This is a genomic window from Clostridium sediminicola (assembly GCF_050402865.1).
Classification (GTDB): Bacteria; Bacillota; Clostridia; order Clostridiales; family Clostridiaceae; genus Clostridium_AF; species Clostridium_AF sediminicola.
The window spans coordinates 375794-393591 of sequence record NZ_BAABMF010000001.1 but is presented as its reverse complement, the minus strand read 5'-3'; the positions used below and the strand labels follow the sequence as shown (position 1 = coordinate 393591).

Sequence of the window (17798 nt, the reverse complement as noted above, 5' to 3'; positions counted from 1 at the left end):
TGCAGATTGAAAAATTCTGACAATTCATATTGCGATTGAAGTTCAACTAAATTACTTTTTATGGTATAACCAATCAATAAGTAAAAATGGATAAAATATGTTATAATGGTAATAGAATATAATCGGAAAAATATTTTAGCCAAATAACTCCGATCTCTTAGAACCTTAAAAAGGCTCAAGAGACGTTAGGGTATAAAGAGTAATTTTTATGCCTGCCATTGTGCAAAGGAGTTGTTCGAAAACCAAATAAAGGGAGGTGTTAGCTGACACCTTAAAGAGAATATGTTGTGAAACTTTGTTCGTACATGGCCAAAATTCTCACGTATCAAGGAATTCTGTACATGTAGAAATAGCTAGTTGAACAGGAATCTCTATATAAAGGTGATTAGCGGAAAATGGCTAAAGTATTAATGATTTCACCAGAAAAATGTATTAGTTGTAGAACTTGTGAAATAGCTTGTTCTTTTTCTAAAACAGAAGCATTTAATCCTCAAAATGCAGCAATTACTGTATTCCAGTATGAAAAAGCAGCAGTTTCAGTACCTATTACTTGTTTGCAATGCGACGACCCAGCATGTATGAAAGTATGTACTACAGGTGCAATTTACAAAAATGAAGATGGAATTGTTCTTGTTGATGAGAAAAAATGTATCGGATGTAAGATGTGTATAAGCGCTTGTCCTTTTGGAAATATGAGTTATAATTTTGAACAACAAAAAGTTGTAAAATGTGATCTTTGCGGAGGAAATCCTTATTGTGTTAAATTATGTCCTGCCGGAGCATTAGAATTTAAAGAACCAACTCCTTCAGAGCTTGATAAGAAAAAAATTGTGGCCGATAAATTTAAAGCTTTATTTGAGGAGGCGGGAAAATAATGTATGGATGGATTGGAAAACTTATTCGCGTTAATTTAAGTAATGGAAATATAACAACTGAACCATTGAACATGGAAGATGCCAACCTTTATCTTGGAGCTAGAGGATTAGGTACTAAGATGATGTGTGATGAGGTAGATCCGAAAGTAGATGCTTTCTCAGCAGAAAATAAACTTATTTTCTTGACAGGCCCATTGACTGGAACTTTGGCTTCTTCTGGAGGAAGATATGAAGTTATTACCAAAGCACCTTTAACAGGAACTATTGGTGCTTCAAACTCTGGTGGATATTTTGGACCAGAATTAAAGTTTGCAGGATATGATGGAGTAATATTTGAAGGAAAAGCTGAAAAACCTGTATATCTGTATGTAAAGGATTCCGAGATAGAGATTAGGAGTGCTGAGCATTTATGGGGAAAAACTGTTTATGAAACAACAGATGAATTATTAGAAGAGACTGATATGAATGCAAAAGTTGCTTGTATTGGACCAGCTGGTGAAAAATTGGTATTATATGCAACTGTTATGAATGATAAACATAGAGCAGCTGGTAGATCTGGACTAGGTGCTGTAATGGGAAGCAAAAATCTTAAAGCATTTGTTGTAAAAGGTTCAGGCTCTATAAAAGTATCAAATCCAAAGGCATTTATGGATAAATTTGAAGATGCTAGAGCTAAGTTAAAAGCACATCCTGTTACAGGACAAGGACTAAGAACTTATGGAACTCAAATACTTGTTAATATATTAAATGAAAATGGTGCTCTACCAACAAGAAACTGGAGAGATGGAGGAATATTTGAAGAAGCTGAGGCTATTAGCGGAGAGGGCATGAATGAACAGCTAGAAGTTAAGCCAAAAGGATGTTTTGCTTGCTCTATAGGTTGCGGAAGAATTACAAAAATACCTGATGGAAAATATAAAGGTATGGGTGAAGGGCCTGAGTATGAAGCAGCGTGGTCATTAGGTGCTGATTGTGGTATTGGAAAAATAGATGCAGTTTGTAATGCCAATTTTATGTGTAATGAATATGGTATGGACCCAATTACTTTAGGATCTACTATTGCCTGTGCTATGGAATTATTTGATAAAGGAATTATAACTAAAGAAGAGGCAGGCGTAGACTTAAAGTTTGGTAATGCAGATGTTTTAGCAGAGATTACTAAGATGACTGCACTTAGAGAAGGTTTTGGAGATAAAATTGCTCTAGGTTCTTATAGATTGGGAGAGTTATATGGACGTGCTGACTTATCAATGACTGTTAAAAAACAAGAGATGCCTGCTTATGATGCAAGAGCAATTCAAGGTATAGGTTTAAACTATGCTACATCTAACCGTGGTGGATGTCATGTTAGAGGATACTTAATTTCACCTGAAATACTTGGTCTACCTCAAAAGTTAGATCCTCATGTTACTGATGATAAGGCTACATGGTTGAAAATATTCCAAGATTTAACTGCTGTTGTAGATTCTTCAGGAATGTGTTTATTTACAACTTTTGCTCTTGGTTTGCCAGAAGTGGCAGCACAGATAAAAGCAGGTTTAGGTTGGGATTGCAGTGATGAAGAGATTTTGAAAATTGGTGAGAGAATATGGAATCTAGAAAAAATGTGGAATCTAAAAGCAGGATTTACAAAAGCTGATGATACATTACCTCCTAGATTATTAAATGAACCATTACCAGAAGGACCAGCAAAAGGCATGGTTAATCAATTAGATATAATGCTTTCAGAATATTATAAAGGAAGAGGCTGGGGAGAAGATAGTATCCCAACTAAAGAGAAGTTAGAAGAATTATCAATAAATTACTAAATTAAACTAAGTTTCACTATGGATTTCCTATAAAAGTTGAAGGTATAAGGTGTGAGTTAAAGAAATAATCAAAAATTAGCTCTACTAATTTTTTTAAAGAATAAGGAATCATTCTTTGAAAGAAAAGTAGAGCTAATTCTTAAGCCTACACTGAGATGATTTCTTTTTTAAACCTGTCAACTGTAAACTGCAAAATAAGGGGTGAATTCAAAATGTCTGAATGTGATAAAAATATGACTTTAGCTAATATGAAAAAAATTGTTGAAAGATACCCGAATGAGAAGAGACATTCATTAGCAATTCTTCAGGATTTTCAAAAAGAGTATAACTATATTCCAGAAGAGGCTTTAAATCTTATTTCGGAATACCTGGACATGCCTTTAAGTAAGCTTTATGGGATGGCTACTTTTTATAAGGCTTTAAGTTTAAATCCAAAAGGTAAAAATATTATTACTGTTTGTGATGGAACGGCATGTCATGTTAGAGGGTCTTTTTCAATAATTTGTGAATTAGAAAAAGTTTTGAAAATAAAAGTAGAAGAAACAACTGAGGATGGAATGTTTACTCTTGAAACAGTTGGTTGTTTGGGTGCCTGCGCACTAGCACCTGTAATGATGATTAATGGTAAATACTATGGCAAAATGACACCTAAAAAGATAAAGGAAATTATTGAAGAATACAGAGGTGATAAAGGTGGAAAATAATGTTGACGGCAAAAGAATTATATACGTGTGTTGTGGTACAGGATGTCTTGCAAATGGAAGTATGGAAGTATATGAGGAATTAAAAAAGTGTGTTGACGATAAGAGCCTTGATATTCACGTTGAAACAACTATCAAACCAACTGGATGTAATGGAATCTGTGAAAAGGGACCAGTTATAAAAATAGAACCTGATGATATTTCTTATTTCAAAGTTAAAGTTTCAGATATTGAGGATATAGTTCAAAAGACTTTAATAGAAGGAAAAGTAATTGATAAACTATTGTATTTTGAAGCTTCTACTAAAAAGAGACTAAAGTCTCATAAAGATAGTGAGTTTTACAAGAGACAATATAAAATTTCACTTAGAAATATAGGAGAAGTAGATCCCTCTAGTATAGATGATTATATTGAAAGAGACGGATATAAAGCAGTTGAAAAAGTACTATTTCATATGAACAAAGAAGACATAATTCCCGAAATTTCGAAATCTAAGCTAAGAGGTAGAGGGGGCGCAGGATTTTCTACTGGACGAAAATGGAACACATGTGCAGGGTTTGAAAGCTTTCCTAAGTATGTGTTGTGCAACGGAGATGAAGGTGACCCAGGTGCCTTTATGGATAGAAGTATAATGGAAGGTGATCCAAACAGTGTAATAGAGGGTATGATAATTTGCGCTTATGCAATTGGTGCACATAATGGTTTTTGTTATATAAGAGATGAGTACGCTTTGGCAGTAGAAAATATGAAAAATGCAATAGAACAAGCAAAGGAAAGAGGGTATTTAGGAAAAAATATTCTAAACAGTGGCTTTGATTTTGATTTGGAAGTTGTTAGAGGTGGAGGAGCATTTGTTTGTGGTGAGTCAACTGCATTGATGGAGTCAATTGAAGGAAAAGTTGGGGAGCCAAGACCTAAATATATTCACTCTGTTGAAAAAGGTTTATGGGGACAACCTACTGTTCTAAATAATGTAGAAACATGGTCAAATATCCCTATTATTATTAACAAAGGTGGAGAATGGTATAGTTCTTTTGGTACAGAGAATAGTAAAGGAACAAAAGTATTTTCATTAGTTGGTAAAGTGAAAAATACAGGTTTAGTGGAAGTTCCAATGGGAACAACTTTAAGAGAAATTATTTACGATATTGGTGGCGGGATAATAGATAACAAAAAGTTTAAAGCTGTTCAAATTGGCGGTCCTTCAGGAGGGTGCCTTCCAGAACAACTTCTAGATTTACCAGTAGATTATGAGACACTTAGTGAAGCCGATTCAATGATGGGTTCTGGTGGTTTAATAGTTATGGATGAAAGAACTTGTATGGTTGATGTAACCAGGTATTATTTAAACTTTTTATCTCAAGAATCTTGTGGTAAATGTGTTCCATGTAGAGAAGGAATAAAAAAAATGCTCAGTATTATAGATGGAATTTGTGAAGGAAAGGGTAAACTTGATGACATAGATGAGCTTCTTGAAATTTCAGAAACTGTTGCATTAGCTTCTCTTTGTGGTTTGGGCAAAAGTGCTCCTAATCCTGTAATCTCAACTATTAGATATTTTAAGGATGAGTTTATTGAGCATATTGAAAATAAAAGGTGTAAAGCGGGAGTTTGTAAGGAATTAACCCAGTTTTATATTGATGAAGATAAGTGTATAGGGTGTGGACTATGTAAGAGAAATTGTCCAACCAGTGCTATATCAGGTGAAACTAAAAAAGTTCATATGATTGATGAAGATAAGTGTACTAAGTGCGGCAATTGCATAAATATCTGTAAATTTGGTGCTGTTAAGGTGAAATAGGGGGTGATATTTTGAGAATCAGAGTTAATATAAATGGTAAAGACTATGAAGCTGAGAAGGGTGAAACTATTTTACAATTATGCAAAAGAAATAGAATAAACATCCCCACATTATGTCATAGCGATGCTTTGCAGGGATTAGGAAGTTGTAGATTGTGTATAGTAGAAGTTATTCAAAACAACTGGTCTAAAGTTGTTACTTCATGTGTGTTCCCAATAACTCGGGAAATAGAAATACTAACGCATAGCGAAAAGATTAAAAGACTTAGGAGCAATATTATAAAGTTATTATATGAAAGAACTCCAACCAGCGAAGAAATTAATAAACTAAGAGAAGAATACGGAATTCCTAAAGTTGAAAACAATGTAGGTAGCGATGACGATTTAGAAGATAAATGCATATTATGCGGTTTATGCGTTAAAGCATGTGACAAGCTAGGCACAGGGGCTATTTCAACTGTAAATCGAGGAATTGAAAAGAAAGTATCAACTCCATATGATAAAGCTTCAGTAGATTGTATAGGTTGTGGTTCATGTGCGAGAGTTTGTCCAACAGGAGCTATTGAATTAATAGAGAAAGATGGGGTAAGAAAGATTTGGGGAAAATCATTTGATTTACTTCAATGCTCAGTTTGTGGAAGTTACTTTTCATCAAAAGAGGAATACGAATATGCTGGCGGGGTTAGTTCAGAGGCTATATGTGAGAAGTGTAGAAAAAAATCTAATGCAGATAAGCTAAAGGACATATATAAAGATATAGATGTTTATCTTTAATGCGAGTCGAAACAAATAGATAATTTACATTTAATCGGTTTAACAATAGAGGATTTTTAGATATAATAGTAGTAATTACATTATAAGGAGTCGTTAAATGAAATATTATCTAGCACCAATGGAAGGAATTACAGGGTATATATATAGAAATTCATTTGATAAATATTACAGTAATATTGATAAATATTTTACACCTTTTATTGTTACAAATAAAAGTAGAAAACTAAAAACTAAAGAGTTAAGGGATGTTTTCCCCCAGAATAATAAAGGTTTGAATATTGTGCCACAAATACTTACTAATGATTCAGAAGGGTTTATTATTCTTTCTAGAAAATTACAAAGCTTAGGTTATGATGAGGTTAATTTAAATTTAGGCTGTCCATTTGGAACGGTTGTTGCAAAAGGTAAAGGCTCAGGATTTCTAGCTAAAAGAGATGAATTAGACTGTTTTTTAGATGAGATATTTAAAATAGATGATGTTAAAATTTCTATAAAAACTAGAATTGGAAAAGAAAGTTCAGAAGAATTTTATGAGCTAATAAAAATTTATAATAAATATCCCTTAGAAGAATTAATTATCCATCCTAGAACACAAAAAGATTTTTATGGAAATAAACCTAATCTGGAGGTATTCAAAGATGCATTATCTTTAAGTACTAATCCAATATGTTATAATGGTGATATTTTTACTGTTGATGATTATAATAAAATAGTACAAGCCTTTCCTGAAATAGATAAAGTAATGCTAGGAAGAGGTATAGTAGCTAATCCATCGTTGATAAATGAGATTAAGAACAATATTAATATAGACAAAGAAGTATTGAAGGATTTTCATGATGAAATTCTTCATAACTATAGAGAATTGTTTAATGAAGACAGAAATGCATTATTTAAAATGAAAGAATTATGGGGATATATGAGTCACATATTTTCCAATAACAAAAAATATCTTAAAAAAATAAAGAAGTCGCAAAAATTAAGAGATTACGAAGCAGCTGTTTCAAGATTATTTATAGATCAGGAAATAGTAGAAGGAGCAGGTTTGTTTAGTGGTCAATAGACCTATTCAGGCATAAGCTATTGGTATTGATATATTAGCTAACATTGATACAATACCAAAAACCCTTCCTCTTAAATTAGCCTGAAAAACATGTAGCATTTTTAAAAGCGTTAGGTATAAGCCAAAAGAAAATTGATTCATTTAGTAGGGAATTAATGGAGAAATAGCTCTATTCATAAGAAGTTCCCTATTACTGAAAATCACTTGAGTAGATAGAAACATGCTACTTAAGTGATTTTTTTTGCTTATACGATTTTTTTATTTAATTTTATTAGGCGGAATTAAATTATTTGAATTTGTTGATGATGATAAATAGGAATTATGAGCAGGTAGTAAAAAATTTACTGATTCAGAATGTTTATAGAATTAATGAATTATATAGATTAAAATGAGACAAAAGAAGTTTACTTGTCTTAAATAGATTGATATCGTAGAAAATCAACGAACGAAAATAATTGACAATGGAAAAAAATGGAATTAATATTAAATCATAACTAGCTAAATAGTAAAATGTTTCTGGTTATGATATTTTCTTATTTTGGTAAAACGATTTACCAGATGAATAAAATCTAAAGGGGGATTCCATTGTGATTAAAAAATTATTAAGTGTTGTTTTAGTACTAGCTATGATTTTAAGTTTTACTGCATGTGGCAACTCAAAAGAAACTTCTGGACAACCAAATTCAAAGGAAACTAACAAAACAGATTCTACAGAAGATAGTAAATCAGATGACTCTAAATCAAGAATTGCACTTGTTTTTTCTGGTAATTTAGGAGATAAATCATACAATGATTCTTGTTATGCAGGTGCTATGAAGGCTGTAGATGAATTTGATGTTGAATTGAAGACTCTTGAAGGTACAGAGGCTTCTGAATGGAAAGCTAATTTCTTAGCTGTTGCAGAAGAAGGGTATGACCTAATCATTTGTTCTTCATCAAACTTCCAAGAATATATGAAAGAGTATTGTTCAAGTTATCCAGAAACAAAGTTTGCAATTATAGACACTACTGTTGAAGGTGACAATATAGTTTCTGTAAGTTTTGCTCAAAATCAAGGTTCTTTTCTTGCAGGTGCAGCAGCAGCAATGTTTACAATGAAATCAGATATAGAAGGAGTTAATGATGAAAACGTTATCGGGTGGGTAGGAGGTATGGATATACCTGTTTTACATGATTTCTATATTGGGTACGAACAAGGTGCTAAGTATATAGATCCTGAAATAACAATCCTTCAATCTTTTGCAGGCACATGGAATGATCCTTTGAAAGGTAAAGAGTTAACTCTTGCTCAATATCAACAAGGTGCTGATATCGTAATGAACGTTGCATCTGGTACTGGTACTGGTATCCTTGAAGCAGCAGGTGAAGCTGGTAAATATGCAATAGGTGTTGATTTGAATCAAGATAATGACAAACCAGGGTCAGTGTTGACTTCAATGTTAAAAAGAGTAGATTCAGCATGTTATTTGTTAATTAAAGCTGTTGTAGAAGATACATTTGAGGGAGGCACTAAACAGTATTTAACAGTTGCTGATAAAGGTGTAAGTTTAACTGATATGAGCGTTATAAAAGAAGCACTTGGTGATAAGTTCCCAGAAGATATTTTGACAAAAGTTAATGAGCTTCAAGAAAAAATTATTTCTGGTGAGATTGTTGTTGAAAACTATGAAGGTTTTGGACCAGAGAAATAATAATCATAACATAGTAACTAAACAGGTAAGATTATTATTAATCCTACCTGTTTAATTAATAATATATAGCACTTAATTATTGAGCTGAGATATCTATAAGTAATCAGAAAAATAGATTTACAATAATGTGCGGACTATTCCAAATATAGTAAGGGTGGAATTGAGATGAGCGAATATGTTGTTGAAATGAAAAATATGGTAAAAACATTTGGTTCTGTACAAGCTATTAAAAATGGAAACTTTGATCTAAAATCTGGTGAAATTCATTCATTAATTGGCGAGAATGGTGCAGGAAAATCTACAATGATGAAGCTGCTCTATGGAATGTATGATTTTGATGAAGGTGAGGTTAAAGTAAAAGATGAATTTATATCCCATATTACTCCTAAACAAGCAATTGAAAAAGGAATTGGTATGGTTCATCAGGAATTTATGCTTGTTAATGAACTAACTGTATTAGAAAATATTATATTAGGGTTTGAACCAAGGAAAGGATTAGTTATTGATTTTAATAAAGCTAAAGAAGAAGTTCAGCATTTTATAGATCAATATGGTATGAACATTCAAATTAGTAAAAGAATTAATCAGATTTCTGTTGGAGAAGCTCAAAGAGTAGAGATTATAAAAATACTCACACGAGGGGCAGATACAATTATTTTAGATGAGCCTACTGCAGTTTTAACGCCGCAGGAAACAACACGTTTATTTAAAATATTAGAGAATCTAAAAAGAGATGGAAAATCAATTATTTTCATTTCACATAAACTTAATGAGGTTATGGAAATTTCTGATCGTATAACTGTTATGAGACAGGGAGAATATATTGGGATAGTAAATAAGGAAGACACAAATCCTACTGAATTAGCAAAAATGATGATAGGTAGGGAAATACTAATGAATGTAGAAAAATCAGAATCCAATTCAGGAGAAGATATATTAAAGGTAGAAAATTTATGGACATCTGGCGAAAAAGAAATCTCAAAAATTAGAGGTATTTCTTTTGAAGTAAAGTCTGGGGAAATAGTTGGAATTGCAGGAGTTGATGGTAACGGACAAAGTGAATTAATTGAAGCAATTACTGGTCTTAGAAAAGTAGAAAAAGGAAAGGTTCTACTTGATGGCAAAAATATTACCAATATAGGTGTAAAGAAAATTAGAAGAGCTGGTATATCACATATTCCTGAAGATCGAAATAAACGAGGATTGAACCGTGACTTATCTATTATGGAAAATATAATAGCAGTTCAATTTGATAATGAAGGGTTCTCTCACCATCATATAATAGACAAGAAAGCTTCAATGAAATATGCTGAGGAACAATCTGAGAAATTTGATATTCGGCCTCGAGATCCGAGTATGATTACACAATCTTTGTCAGGTGGAAATGCTCAAAAGGTTGTTGTTGCTAGAGAAGTATCGATTGGAGAAAAACTTCTAATTGCTGCACAGCCCACTAGGGGTGTAGATATAGGAGCTATAGAATCAATTCGTAATATTTTAGATGATGTTAAGAAGGAAGGTACCGGTGTTTTATTGGTGTCTGCAGATTTGGAAGAAATTTTATCTTTATCAGACAGGATTATTGTTATGTATGAGGGCAAGATTACTGGGGAAATTAGCATAGATGACGCTGATGAGGGTAAGTTAGGAATGCTTATGATGGGTGGAACTATTAAAGAATTGGAGGTGTAGGCGGTTGATTGCAGCATTAAAAGGGATTAGAAGATTCTTATTAATTACGTTACTTTCTTTAACGATTGGCGCAATTTTTATTATTATTATAGGAGAGAATCCGATTGTCGCATACATTGCACTTCTAAAAGGCGCATTTGTTGGTAAATTAAATTTAGGAAAAACTATAGCTAATTTCACTCCTTTACTCTTAACATCAATAGCTTTTGCGGTAGGTGCAAAGGGTGGAGCTTTTAATGTAGGTGTAGAAGGAGAAGTTTTTTTAGGTGGAATAGTTGCAGCGTATATTGGTATACATTGGGGATTTTTACCAATGCCAATTCATCTTTTAGCTTGCTTTGCAGGAGCTATTATTGTAGCAGCTTTATGGGCACTTATACCTGGAGTTTTGAAAGCGTATTATGGAGTCAGTGAAGTTTGTAGCACTATTTTATTAAATTATGTTGCATTTTATATTACATCTTATCTGGTAAGTGGACCAATGAGTGCTGGAGTAGCTAATGCTCAATCACCTCCAGTTGAAGATCAGGTTAGATTATTTCAATTTATGAAGCCCAGCAGTGCTAACACGGGAATAATTATAGCTTTTATCGTAACAATAGCTGTAATATGGATGCTTCGAAAGTCTACATTTGGTTATGAGATTCGTACAGTAGGGACAAATCCTGACCATGCAGAGTATGTAGGTATTAATCCTAAAGTAACTTTTATTAAGATTATGATGCTTAGTGGTGCATTAGGTGGGATTGCAGGTTGTATTGAAATTCTGGGTGTGCATGGGTATTTTCTAAATAATTTTGCATATGGACTTGGTTTCAATGGGATGCTTACATCATTAATTGTTAAGAATAACGTTATATTGGCGCCATTTATGTCATTTTTCTTTGGTGCATTAAAGTCAGGAGCGTTAGGTTTACAGCAAACTACTGGTGTACCAAAATCTATAGTTGATACTATAACAGCAACTTTTATTATTGTTGCAACAATGGAAAGTCTATTCCGATTTGTTAAGAAGAAAAATAATAATAAAAAGTCCTTAGATGTAGGACAGGATAGGAGAAGTACAGATGGATTTTGAAAAAATATTTAGTATATCTCTCGTTTATGCTACCATTCGTTCTGCAACACCAATTATATATGCAGCTTTATGTGCTTCAATTACACAACAAGCTGATATTTTAAATATTGGAACTGAGGGCATTATGCTTACAGGAGCATTTGCAGCTGTTACAGTTAGTTATTTTACTGGAAGTTGGATATTAGGTATAGTAGTGGCAATGCTTGCAGGACTAATTATGGCTATGATTATAGCTATCGGCCATATTAAGTATAAAGCTGAAATTACTGCAATTGGTATTGGAATAAATATGTTTGCATTAGCAATAACTAAGTATTTGTTAAATAGCTTGTTAGGAAAAACAGGTTCCTTCTCAGAACCTGAGATTGTCGGAATCCCAAAAATTCACATTCCTTTTATAGAAAATATTCCTTTGATCAAAGATATTTTTAATGATTGGTCGGTTACAGAATGGTTTGTTATAGTTTTAATTGTTGCTATGACCTTCTTTTTATATAAGACAGTTTGGGGCCTTCGTTTAAGAGCAGTTGGTAAATTTCCTTTAGCAGCAAAAACTGCAGGTATTAATGTGAATAAAATGAAATATCAAGCAATTGCAATTTCTGGCATTATTGGAGGTCTTGCAGGTGCACATTTGTCACTTGGGTACAGTAGAATGTTCACAGAAAATATGACAAATGGACGGGGCTTTATGGGTGTGGCTGCAATGTTCTTCGGTGGTGCACATCCAGTGTTGACAGCTATTGGATGTTTGGTGTTTGGATTCACTGATTCAATTGGTTCTAGATTACAAGCTTATGGTGTTCCTTCTCAATTTGTATTGATGATGCCGTACATTGTAACAGTAACTGTATTAGCAATTTCAATGGCTACAAAAATGGCTAGAGATAATAAGAACAAGAGTTCATTGTCTACAATTGAAGAAGGTGGTGTTTAAAATGGATAAGTTTAAAATTATATTAGATTGTGATCCAGGACATGATGATGCAATTGCTATAATGTTGGCTGGAAAAGCAGATGAGATTGATTTATTAGGAGTAACAGTTGTTGCAGGGAATCAAACATTGGATAAAACATCAAAAAACGCGCTAAGAGTTTGTGAATATCTTGATTTAGATGTTCCTGTTTATTCAGGATGTGGTCAACCTATGGTACGTGATAAACAAGTTGTTTCGCCAGAAATTCATGGAGAGACCGGCCTTGATGGTCCAAACTTTGGCATTTTAAAAAGGAGAGTAGAGGAAAAACACGGAGTACAATTTATTATAGATACATTAATGGCATCCGATGGTGATATAACATTAGTTGCAACAGGCCCTCTTACAAATCTTGCTATGGCTATGAGGATGAATCCTAAAATTATTGAAAAGATAAAACAAATTGTTATTATGGGAGGTTCATTTCAATTAGGAAATGTTACTCCTGCAGCAGAATTTAATATATTAGCAGATGGAGAAGCAGCACACGTGATATTTTCTTGTGGAAGGAAAGTAGTAATGGTTGGACTAGATGTAACAAGAAAAGTACTATGCTATCCCAATATTATAGAACGGATGAAGAAAATAGAAAATAATGCTTCAAAATTATTTGAAGATTTAATGATGTTTTTCAATAAAACTCAGAGGAAAGTATTTGGATGGGATGGAGGACCTCTTCACGATCCAGTTACTATTGCATACTTAATAGATCAATCTGTATTAGTTACTAAATCTATGTATACAGAAGTTGATATTCGCAGTACGCAAAGCTATGGTAGAACAAATTGTGATTTCTTTGGTTTTTGTGAAAAAGAACCCAATGCAGAAATTGCAGTAGAAATAGATGTAGAAAAATTCTGGAATATAGTAGAGAAGCAAATTTGTAAATATAGTTAAACATGATATCTGAAGGAGGTGAATGTAGATGATCAACTTAAGAGAAACCTTAGAAAAAAATAAGAACATTTATATTCAACATTTATCTAATTTAGTTGCAATAGATACACATGATTTGGGGCATGGGATAGATGGTGGCTTTGAAATAAATGGTCAGAAATATATGCAATCATTATTTAAAGAAATGGATGCAGATGAGATATTGATAGATTCAATGAAAGAAGAGGTTATTCAAAAAAGTATTGAACATCATGACGAAGGAAATCCAGGACACAATTATGATAACAGATATAATGTGTATGCAACATTCAAAGGCAAAGGTGGAAAGAGTCTTATGTTCAACGGACATATAGATACTATGCCTGCAGGAAATGAGGAACTGTGGAGCGTACATCCACATAAATCTACTATTCATGATAAAAAAATGTATGGGCTAGGAGTGTGTGATATGAAAGGTGGTTTGATGGCTGCAACAATGGCTATTAAACTTTTACAAGATACTGGCATTGATCTTCCTGGCGATGTAAAGATTACTTCGGTTGTTGATGAAGAAGGTGGTGGAAATGGTTCAATTTTAGCTGCTATTAATGGACAGAAATCTGATGGTGTTGTAGTTTGTGAGCCAACAGGAGATGAATTGATATTAGCACATATGGGATTTGTTTTCTTTAAAGTCGAAGTGGAAGGTAAAGCAATTCAATCAGGGTTAAAACGACTTGGTGTTAGTGCAATTGAAAAGGCTTTTAAATTGGTTGATGCATTAAGTGAGTTAGAACATAAATGGTTGATGACTTATAAGCATCCCTTGTTACCTTCCCCTAGTCTAAATGTAGGTACTATTAATGGTGGTACTGCAGGTTCCACAGTAGCAGGAAAATGTTCTTTTAAAGTATGTGTCCATTATCTTCCCAAATTAATGAATAAAAGTATTATAGAAAAAGAGTTTACAGAAACTATTCAACGTAGGAGTAATGGGGACGAATGGTTAAATGAGCATCCTCCAAAAATTACAATATACCAAGCAGGAGGAGCATTTGAGATGGATAAAGAGCACTCCTTTGTATGTACCTTTATTGATTCATATGAAAATGCATTAGGCAAGAAAGTAAAAATAGGTGGATCTCCTGCAGGAAGCGATTCCAGAATATGGAATAATATTGCTGAATGTCCTACTTTGCAGTTTGGACCAGGGAACTTAGAGCAATGTCATGCAGTAGATGAGTATTTGTCTATAGATGCTTATTTGGAAGCAATACTTGTTTACGCTTATTTAATTTTAAAATGGGGCAAAGAGTAATGAGTTATTAAAATAATTTAAATATTATGGATGGGAGATAATGACAATGAGTAAGAAGATTTTATTAGCAGGAGAATCATGGATGAGTTATACAACTCATGTAAAAGGATTTGACAGTTTTTACACATCAGTTTATGAAACTGGTGAAAAATGGCTAAAGGCTGCTTTAGAGGAAGATGGATATACTGTTGACTTTCTTCCAAACCATTTAGCTAATGAGCAGTTTCCATATACTTTAGAAGAATTAAAAAAGTATGATTGCATTATACTATCTGATATTGGTGCAAATACCTTATTGCTACCAGTTGAAACTTTTACACAAAGTATAAAAAAACCAAATCGTTGTAATCTTATAAAAGAATATGTTTTGGATGGTGGAGCACTGATTATGGTTGGTGGATACTTGACATTTTCAGGTGTGGATGCTAAAGGTAAATGGCATGATACGGCTGTTCAGGATGTATTACCTGTAGAAGTGCTTAATGTAGATGATAGGATGGAACATTGTGAAGGAGTATTGCCAAGAGTTGAGAGTGCTCATGAAGCATTAGAGGGAATTCCTAAAGAATGGCCAAATATACTAGGTTACAATAAAACTATACCAAAGGATAATGCAATTGTACCTGTAATGATAGAGGAAGACCCATTAATTGCATTTGGAACTTTTGGAAAGGGGAAAAGTGCAGTATTTACATCTGATTGTGCACCACATTGGGCACCTCCAGAGTTTGTTAATTGGACATACTATAATAAAATGTGGCAAGGAATTGTTAACTGGGTTGTAAAGAAATAAATAGGTGGTGAAATCTATGACAGAAAAAGAACAGAAGGAAGCAATTAAGTTACTTAAAAACATTTTAGAAATTCCAACAGTCAATGGGGTATCAAATGAAGCTTTATTAGCTAAGTCTTTACAAGAATATTTTCGAAGTTATGGTATTGATTCGAAAGTACAGACTGTTGATGAAAATCGTAGTAATTTAATTGTAGATATATCTGGATTAAATTCTGATGTATTGATGCTTTGGAATGGACATCTTGATACTGTTCCCTATGGAAATCTTGATGGGTGGGAAAGTGACCCTGCAAAACCAGTTATTATAGATAATAAAGTTTATGCTAGGGGAGCAAGTGATATGAAAAGTGGACTTGCTGCTATGGTGCATTCACTTTGTTTTATGAAAGAATCAGGAATAGTACCTTATTGTAATATTAGATTTATAGCTACCTGCGATGAAGAAAGTGGAGGAACTGGAGCAAGGAAAATTATTGAACATGAGCTTCTAGGATTACCGTCAGTCATGATTATTGCAGAGCCCACTGATTGTAACATAGGCATTGCTCAAAAAGGTTGCTTATGGCTGAAGATATTTATTGAGGGAAAAACAAGTCATGGTGCTTACCCTCAAGAGGGGATAAATGCTGTGCAATATGGTTTTGAGATATGCAGTGAGTTGAGAAGCTTTATTCAACAATTTTTTCATCCCGTGTTAAAAGAAGCTACAGCTGAAATTACATCTATCAATGGAGGAATTTCACCTAACATGATTCCAGATTCTTGTGAAATTATCATGGATATCAGAATGACTCCAGAACTTAATTTAGCTAAAGTACTTAATAAGTTAGACGAAATTTGTGAAAAATATGCAAAGATGAATAGACAATTACTTGAAATTCGTTATGAAGTATTAAATCATAGATCCTCTGTTTATACTAATGAATGTAATCAATGGGTAAGACAATTAAAAGATTTAGTCAATAATCAGGGATTTAATGCAAAGATGATGGGAATAAATTATTTTACTGATGCATCAATTTTTACTGAGAAAAATAAAGATTCTCCGGTAATCTTATTTGGTCCCGGTTGCCCAAGTATGGCACATAAACCGAATGAATATGTAGAAATAAGTAAATATAAAATGGCTATTGAGGTTATGAAGAATTTGTATGCTAAAGATGATATTTCTTTACAAGTTCAAAATAAGGAGATAGAAAGAGGCAAAAATAATGAGAGTTACGATTAAAGATATTGCCAAGCATACTGGATTTTCTGCTACAACAGTTTCTCTTGTTTTAAATGGTAAGGGAAAAAGAATATCGGATAAAACAAAGAAAGTAATCTTTAAGGCGGTAAAGGAACTAGACTATAGACCTAACCAGTTAGCCGTTGGATTAGTAAAAAAACGAACTAAAACTATTGGTCTTGTAATATCGGATATTCGAAATGTTTTTTTCTCGAATTTGGCAAAAGGAGTAGAAGATGAATGTAGAAAGAACGGCTGGAATTTAATATTATGCAATACTAATGACCTTCATGAAAGAGATATGGAATATATAAAGGTACTAGCTGATAAAGGAGTAGATGGTATACTATATGCAATGTCAGCGGATAGTAATTTTGAAAATGCATCTGAAAGCTTATCATTGATGGATAGCATAAAAATACCATATATAATGATTGACAGAACAGTAAAAGAAAAAAGTTGTAATTTCGTTGCAACAGATCATTTTAAAGGTGGATATTTAGCAACGAAGCATTTAATAGAACTAGGACACAAAAGAATTGCATGTGTCACTGGACCTTTATATCTTAATGACTCTGAATACCGTTTAGAGGGATATAAAAAGGCTTTAAATGAGGAAGGTATTTCTTATGATAGTTCGATAATATATGAAGGTGACTATACCTTTGATAGTGGGAAAGAGGCAATTGACGTACTTTCAGAAAAATGTATTTCCGCGGTGTTTGCTTTTAATGATATGTCAGCTTATGGTGTATATACTCAACTAAAAAAATATAATTATTCAATACCAGAGGATATTTCGCTAGTAGGATATGACGATATTTTTTTCTCAGAGTTGTTGGATGTTCCTTTAACAACAGTCAAACAGCCAATTTACAAAGTTGGAACAATAGCTGCTGATTTGATTATTAATAAAAAGAAGTGTGATGAAAATAATTTGAAAGAAATCATGTTAACTCCTGAACTTATTGTTAGAGAGAGCACTGGAATTAGCTACTAAGGTAAGTGACATTGCTGTTAGAAGTGCAGGAGCAGCCCTATCTATTCCTAAGTTGTATGAGGTTCTAAATTGGAAAAATATAATATAGGTAGTTAACTCTTCTTCATAAGTTAGTTTAATTAGG

At 33.0% G+C, this 17798-nt stretch carries 15 protein-coding genes and 1 riboswitch; all 15 genes read left to right on the top strand.

What is annotated here, in order from left to right:
- Positions 1-135 precede the first annotated feature (135 nt).
- A riboswitch (molybdenum cofactor riboswitch) is annotated at positions 136-247 on the top strand.
- A gap of 148 nt (positions 248-395) precedes the next feature.
- The 15 genes from ACQ3F0_RS01810 (at position 396) to ACQ3F0_RS01740 (ending at position 17674) form a co-directional block, all read left to right on the top strand.
- Entirely contained in the window at positions 396-875 is a 480-nt protein-coding gene (locus tag ACQ3F0_RS01810; protein ID WP_428863317.1) for a 4Fe-4S dicluster domain-containing protein, read from the top strand.
- On the top strand, positions 875-2683 hold the full coding sequence (locus ACQ3F0_RS01805; RefSeq protein ID WP_428863316.1) for an aldehyde ferredoxin oxidoreductase family protein: 1809 nt from the start codon (positions 875-877) through the stop codon (positions 2681-2683). Before ACQ3F0_RS01810 ends, ACQ3F0_RS01805 begins: the two co-directional genes overlap by 1 nt.
- A gap of 212 nt (positions 2684-2895) precedes the next feature.
- On the top strand, positions 2896-3387 hold the full coding sequence (nuoE, locus tag ACQ3F0_RS01800; protein WP_428863315.1) for an NADH-quinone oxidoreductase subunit NuoE: 492 nt from the start codon (positions 2896-2898) through the stop codon (positions 3385-3387).
- Positions 3377-5185 (top strand): NADH-ubiquinone oxidoreductase-F iron-sulfur binding region domain-containing protein, encoded by a 1809-nt coding sequence (locus tag ACQ3F0_RS01795; protein ID WP_428863314.1) that lies wholly within the window; start codon positions 3377-3379, stop codon positions 5183-5185. Before nuoE ends, ACQ3F0_RS01795 begins: the two co-directional genes overlap by 11 nt.
- An 11-nt stretch (positions 5186-5196) precedes the next feature.
- Positions 5197-5958 (top strand): 2Fe-2S iron-sulfur cluster-binding protein, encoded by a 762-nt coding sequence (locus tag ACQ3F0_RS01790; RefSeq protein WP_428863313.1) that lies wholly within the window; start codon positions 5197-5199, stop codon positions 5956-5958.
- A gap of 97 nt (positions 5959-6055) precedes the next feature.
- Positions 6056-7018 (top strand): tRNA dihydrouridine synthase, encoded by a 963-nt coding sequence (locus tag ACQ3F0_RS01785; RefSeq protein ID WP_428863312.1) that lies wholly within the window; start codon positions 6056-6058, stop codon positions 7016-7018.
- Between the two features lie 587 nt (positions 7019-7605).
- On the top strand, positions 7606-8709 hold the full coding sequence (locus ACQ3F0_RS01780) for a BMP family lipoprotein (RefSeq protein ID WP_428863311.1): 1104 nt from the start codon (positions 7606-7608) through the stop codon (positions 8707-8709).
- Between the two features lie 165 nt (positions 8710-8874).
- Positions 8875-10401 (top strand): ABC transporter ATP-binding protein, encoded by a 1527-nt coding sequence (locus ACQ3F0_RS01775; protein WP_428863310.1) that lies wholly within the window; start codon positions 8875-8877, stop codon positions 10399-10401.
- A gap of 4 nt (positions 10402-10405) precedes the next feature.
- Complete coding sequence (locus ACQ3F0_RS01770; protein ID WP_428863309.1) at positions 10406-11479, top strand: ABC transporter permease; 1074 nt, start codon at positions 10406-10408, stop codon at positions 11477-11479.
- A complete protein-coding gene (locus ACQ3F0_RS01765; protein ID WP_428863308.1) occupies positions 11469-12416 on the top strand; it encodes an ABC transporter permease in 948 nt (315 codons plus the stop codon). Before ACQ3F0_RS01770 ends, ACQ3F0_RS01765 begins: the two co-directional genes overlap by 11 nt.
- Before the next feature lies 1 nt (position 12417).
- On the top strand, positions 12418-13353 hold the full coding sequence (locus ACQ3F0_RS01760) for a nucleoside hydrolase (protein WP_428863307.1): 936 nt from the start codon (positions 12418-12420) through the stop codon (positions 13351-13353).
- Between the two features lie 28 nt (positions 13354-13381).
- The gene (locus ACQ3F0_RS01755) at positions 13382-14650 is read left to right on the top strand and encodes a M20 family metallopeptidase (protein ID WP_428863306.1); all 1269 of its coding nucleotides are present in this window, start codon (positions 13382-13384) and stop codon (positions 14648-14650) included.
- Between the two features lie 46 nt (positions 14651-14696).
- Positions 14697-15443 (top strand): glutamine amidotransferase, encoded by a 747-nt coding sequence (locus tag ACQ3F0_RS01750; protein WP_428863305.1) that lies wholly within the window; start codon positions 14697-14699, stop codon positions 15441-15443.
- A gap of 16 nt (positions 15444-15459) precedes the next feature.
- Entirely contained in the window at positions 15460-16674 is a 1215-nt protein-coding gene (locus ACQ3F0_RS01745; protein ID WP_428863304.1) for a M20 family metallopeptidase, read from the top strand.
- Positions 16658-17674 (top strand): LacI family DNA-binding transcriptional regulator, encoded by a 1017-nt coding sequence (locus tag ACQ3F0_RS01740; protein WP_428863303.1) that lies wholly within the window; start codon positions 16658-16660, stop codon positions 17672-17674. Before ACQ3F0_RS01745 ends, ACQ3F0_RS01740 begins: the two co-directional genes overlap by 17 nt.
- Positions 17675-17798 lie beyond the last annotated feature (124 nt).

Bases quoted from the DNA above. Each gene is read 5' to 3' on its own strand.
- ACQ3F0_RS01810 (WP_428863317.1), top strand. From the start codon at position 396: ATGGCTAAAGTATTAATGATTTCACCAGAAAAATGTATTAGTTGTAGA.
- ACQ3F0_RS01745 (WP_428863304.1), top strand. From the start codon at position 15,460: ATGACAGAAAAAGAACAGAAGGAAGCAATTAAGTTACTTAAAAACATT.
- ACQ3F0_RS01805 (WP_428863316.1), top strand. From the start codon at position 875: ATGTATGGATGGATTGGAAAACTTATTCGCGTTAATTTAAGTAATGGA.
- ACQ3F0_RS01740 (WP_428863303.1), top strand. From the start codon at position 16,658: ATGAGAGTTACGATTAAAGATATTGCCAAGCATACTGGATTTTCTGCT.
- ACQ3F0_RS01760 (WP_428863307.1), top strand. From the start codon at position 12,418: ATGGATAAGTTTAAAATTATATTAGATTGTGATCCAGGACATGATGAT.
- ACQ3F0_RS01785 (WP_428863312.1), top strand. From the start codon at position 6,056: ATGAAATATTATCTAGCACCAATGGAAGGAATTACAGGGTATATATAT.
- ACQ3F0_RS01750 (WP_428863305.1), top strand. From the start codon at position 14,697: ATGAGTAAGAAGATTTTATTAGCAGGAGAATCATGGATGAGTTATACA.
- ACQ3F0_RS01775 (WP_428863310.1), top strand. From the start codon at position 8,875: ATGAGCGAATATGTTGTTGAAATGAAAAATATGGTAAAAACATTTGGT.
- ACQ3F0_RS01755 (WP_428863306.1), top strand. From the start codon at position 13,382: ATGATCAACTTAAGAGAAACCTTAGAAAAAAATAAGAACATTTATATT.
- ACQ3F0_RS01765 (WP_428863308.1), top strand. From the start codon at position 11,469: ATGGATTTTGAAAAAATATTTAGTATATCTCTCGTTTATGCTACCATT.
- nuoE (WP_428863315.1), top strand. From the start codon at position 2,896: ATGTCTGAATGTGATAAAAATATGACTTTAGCTAATATGAAAAAAATT.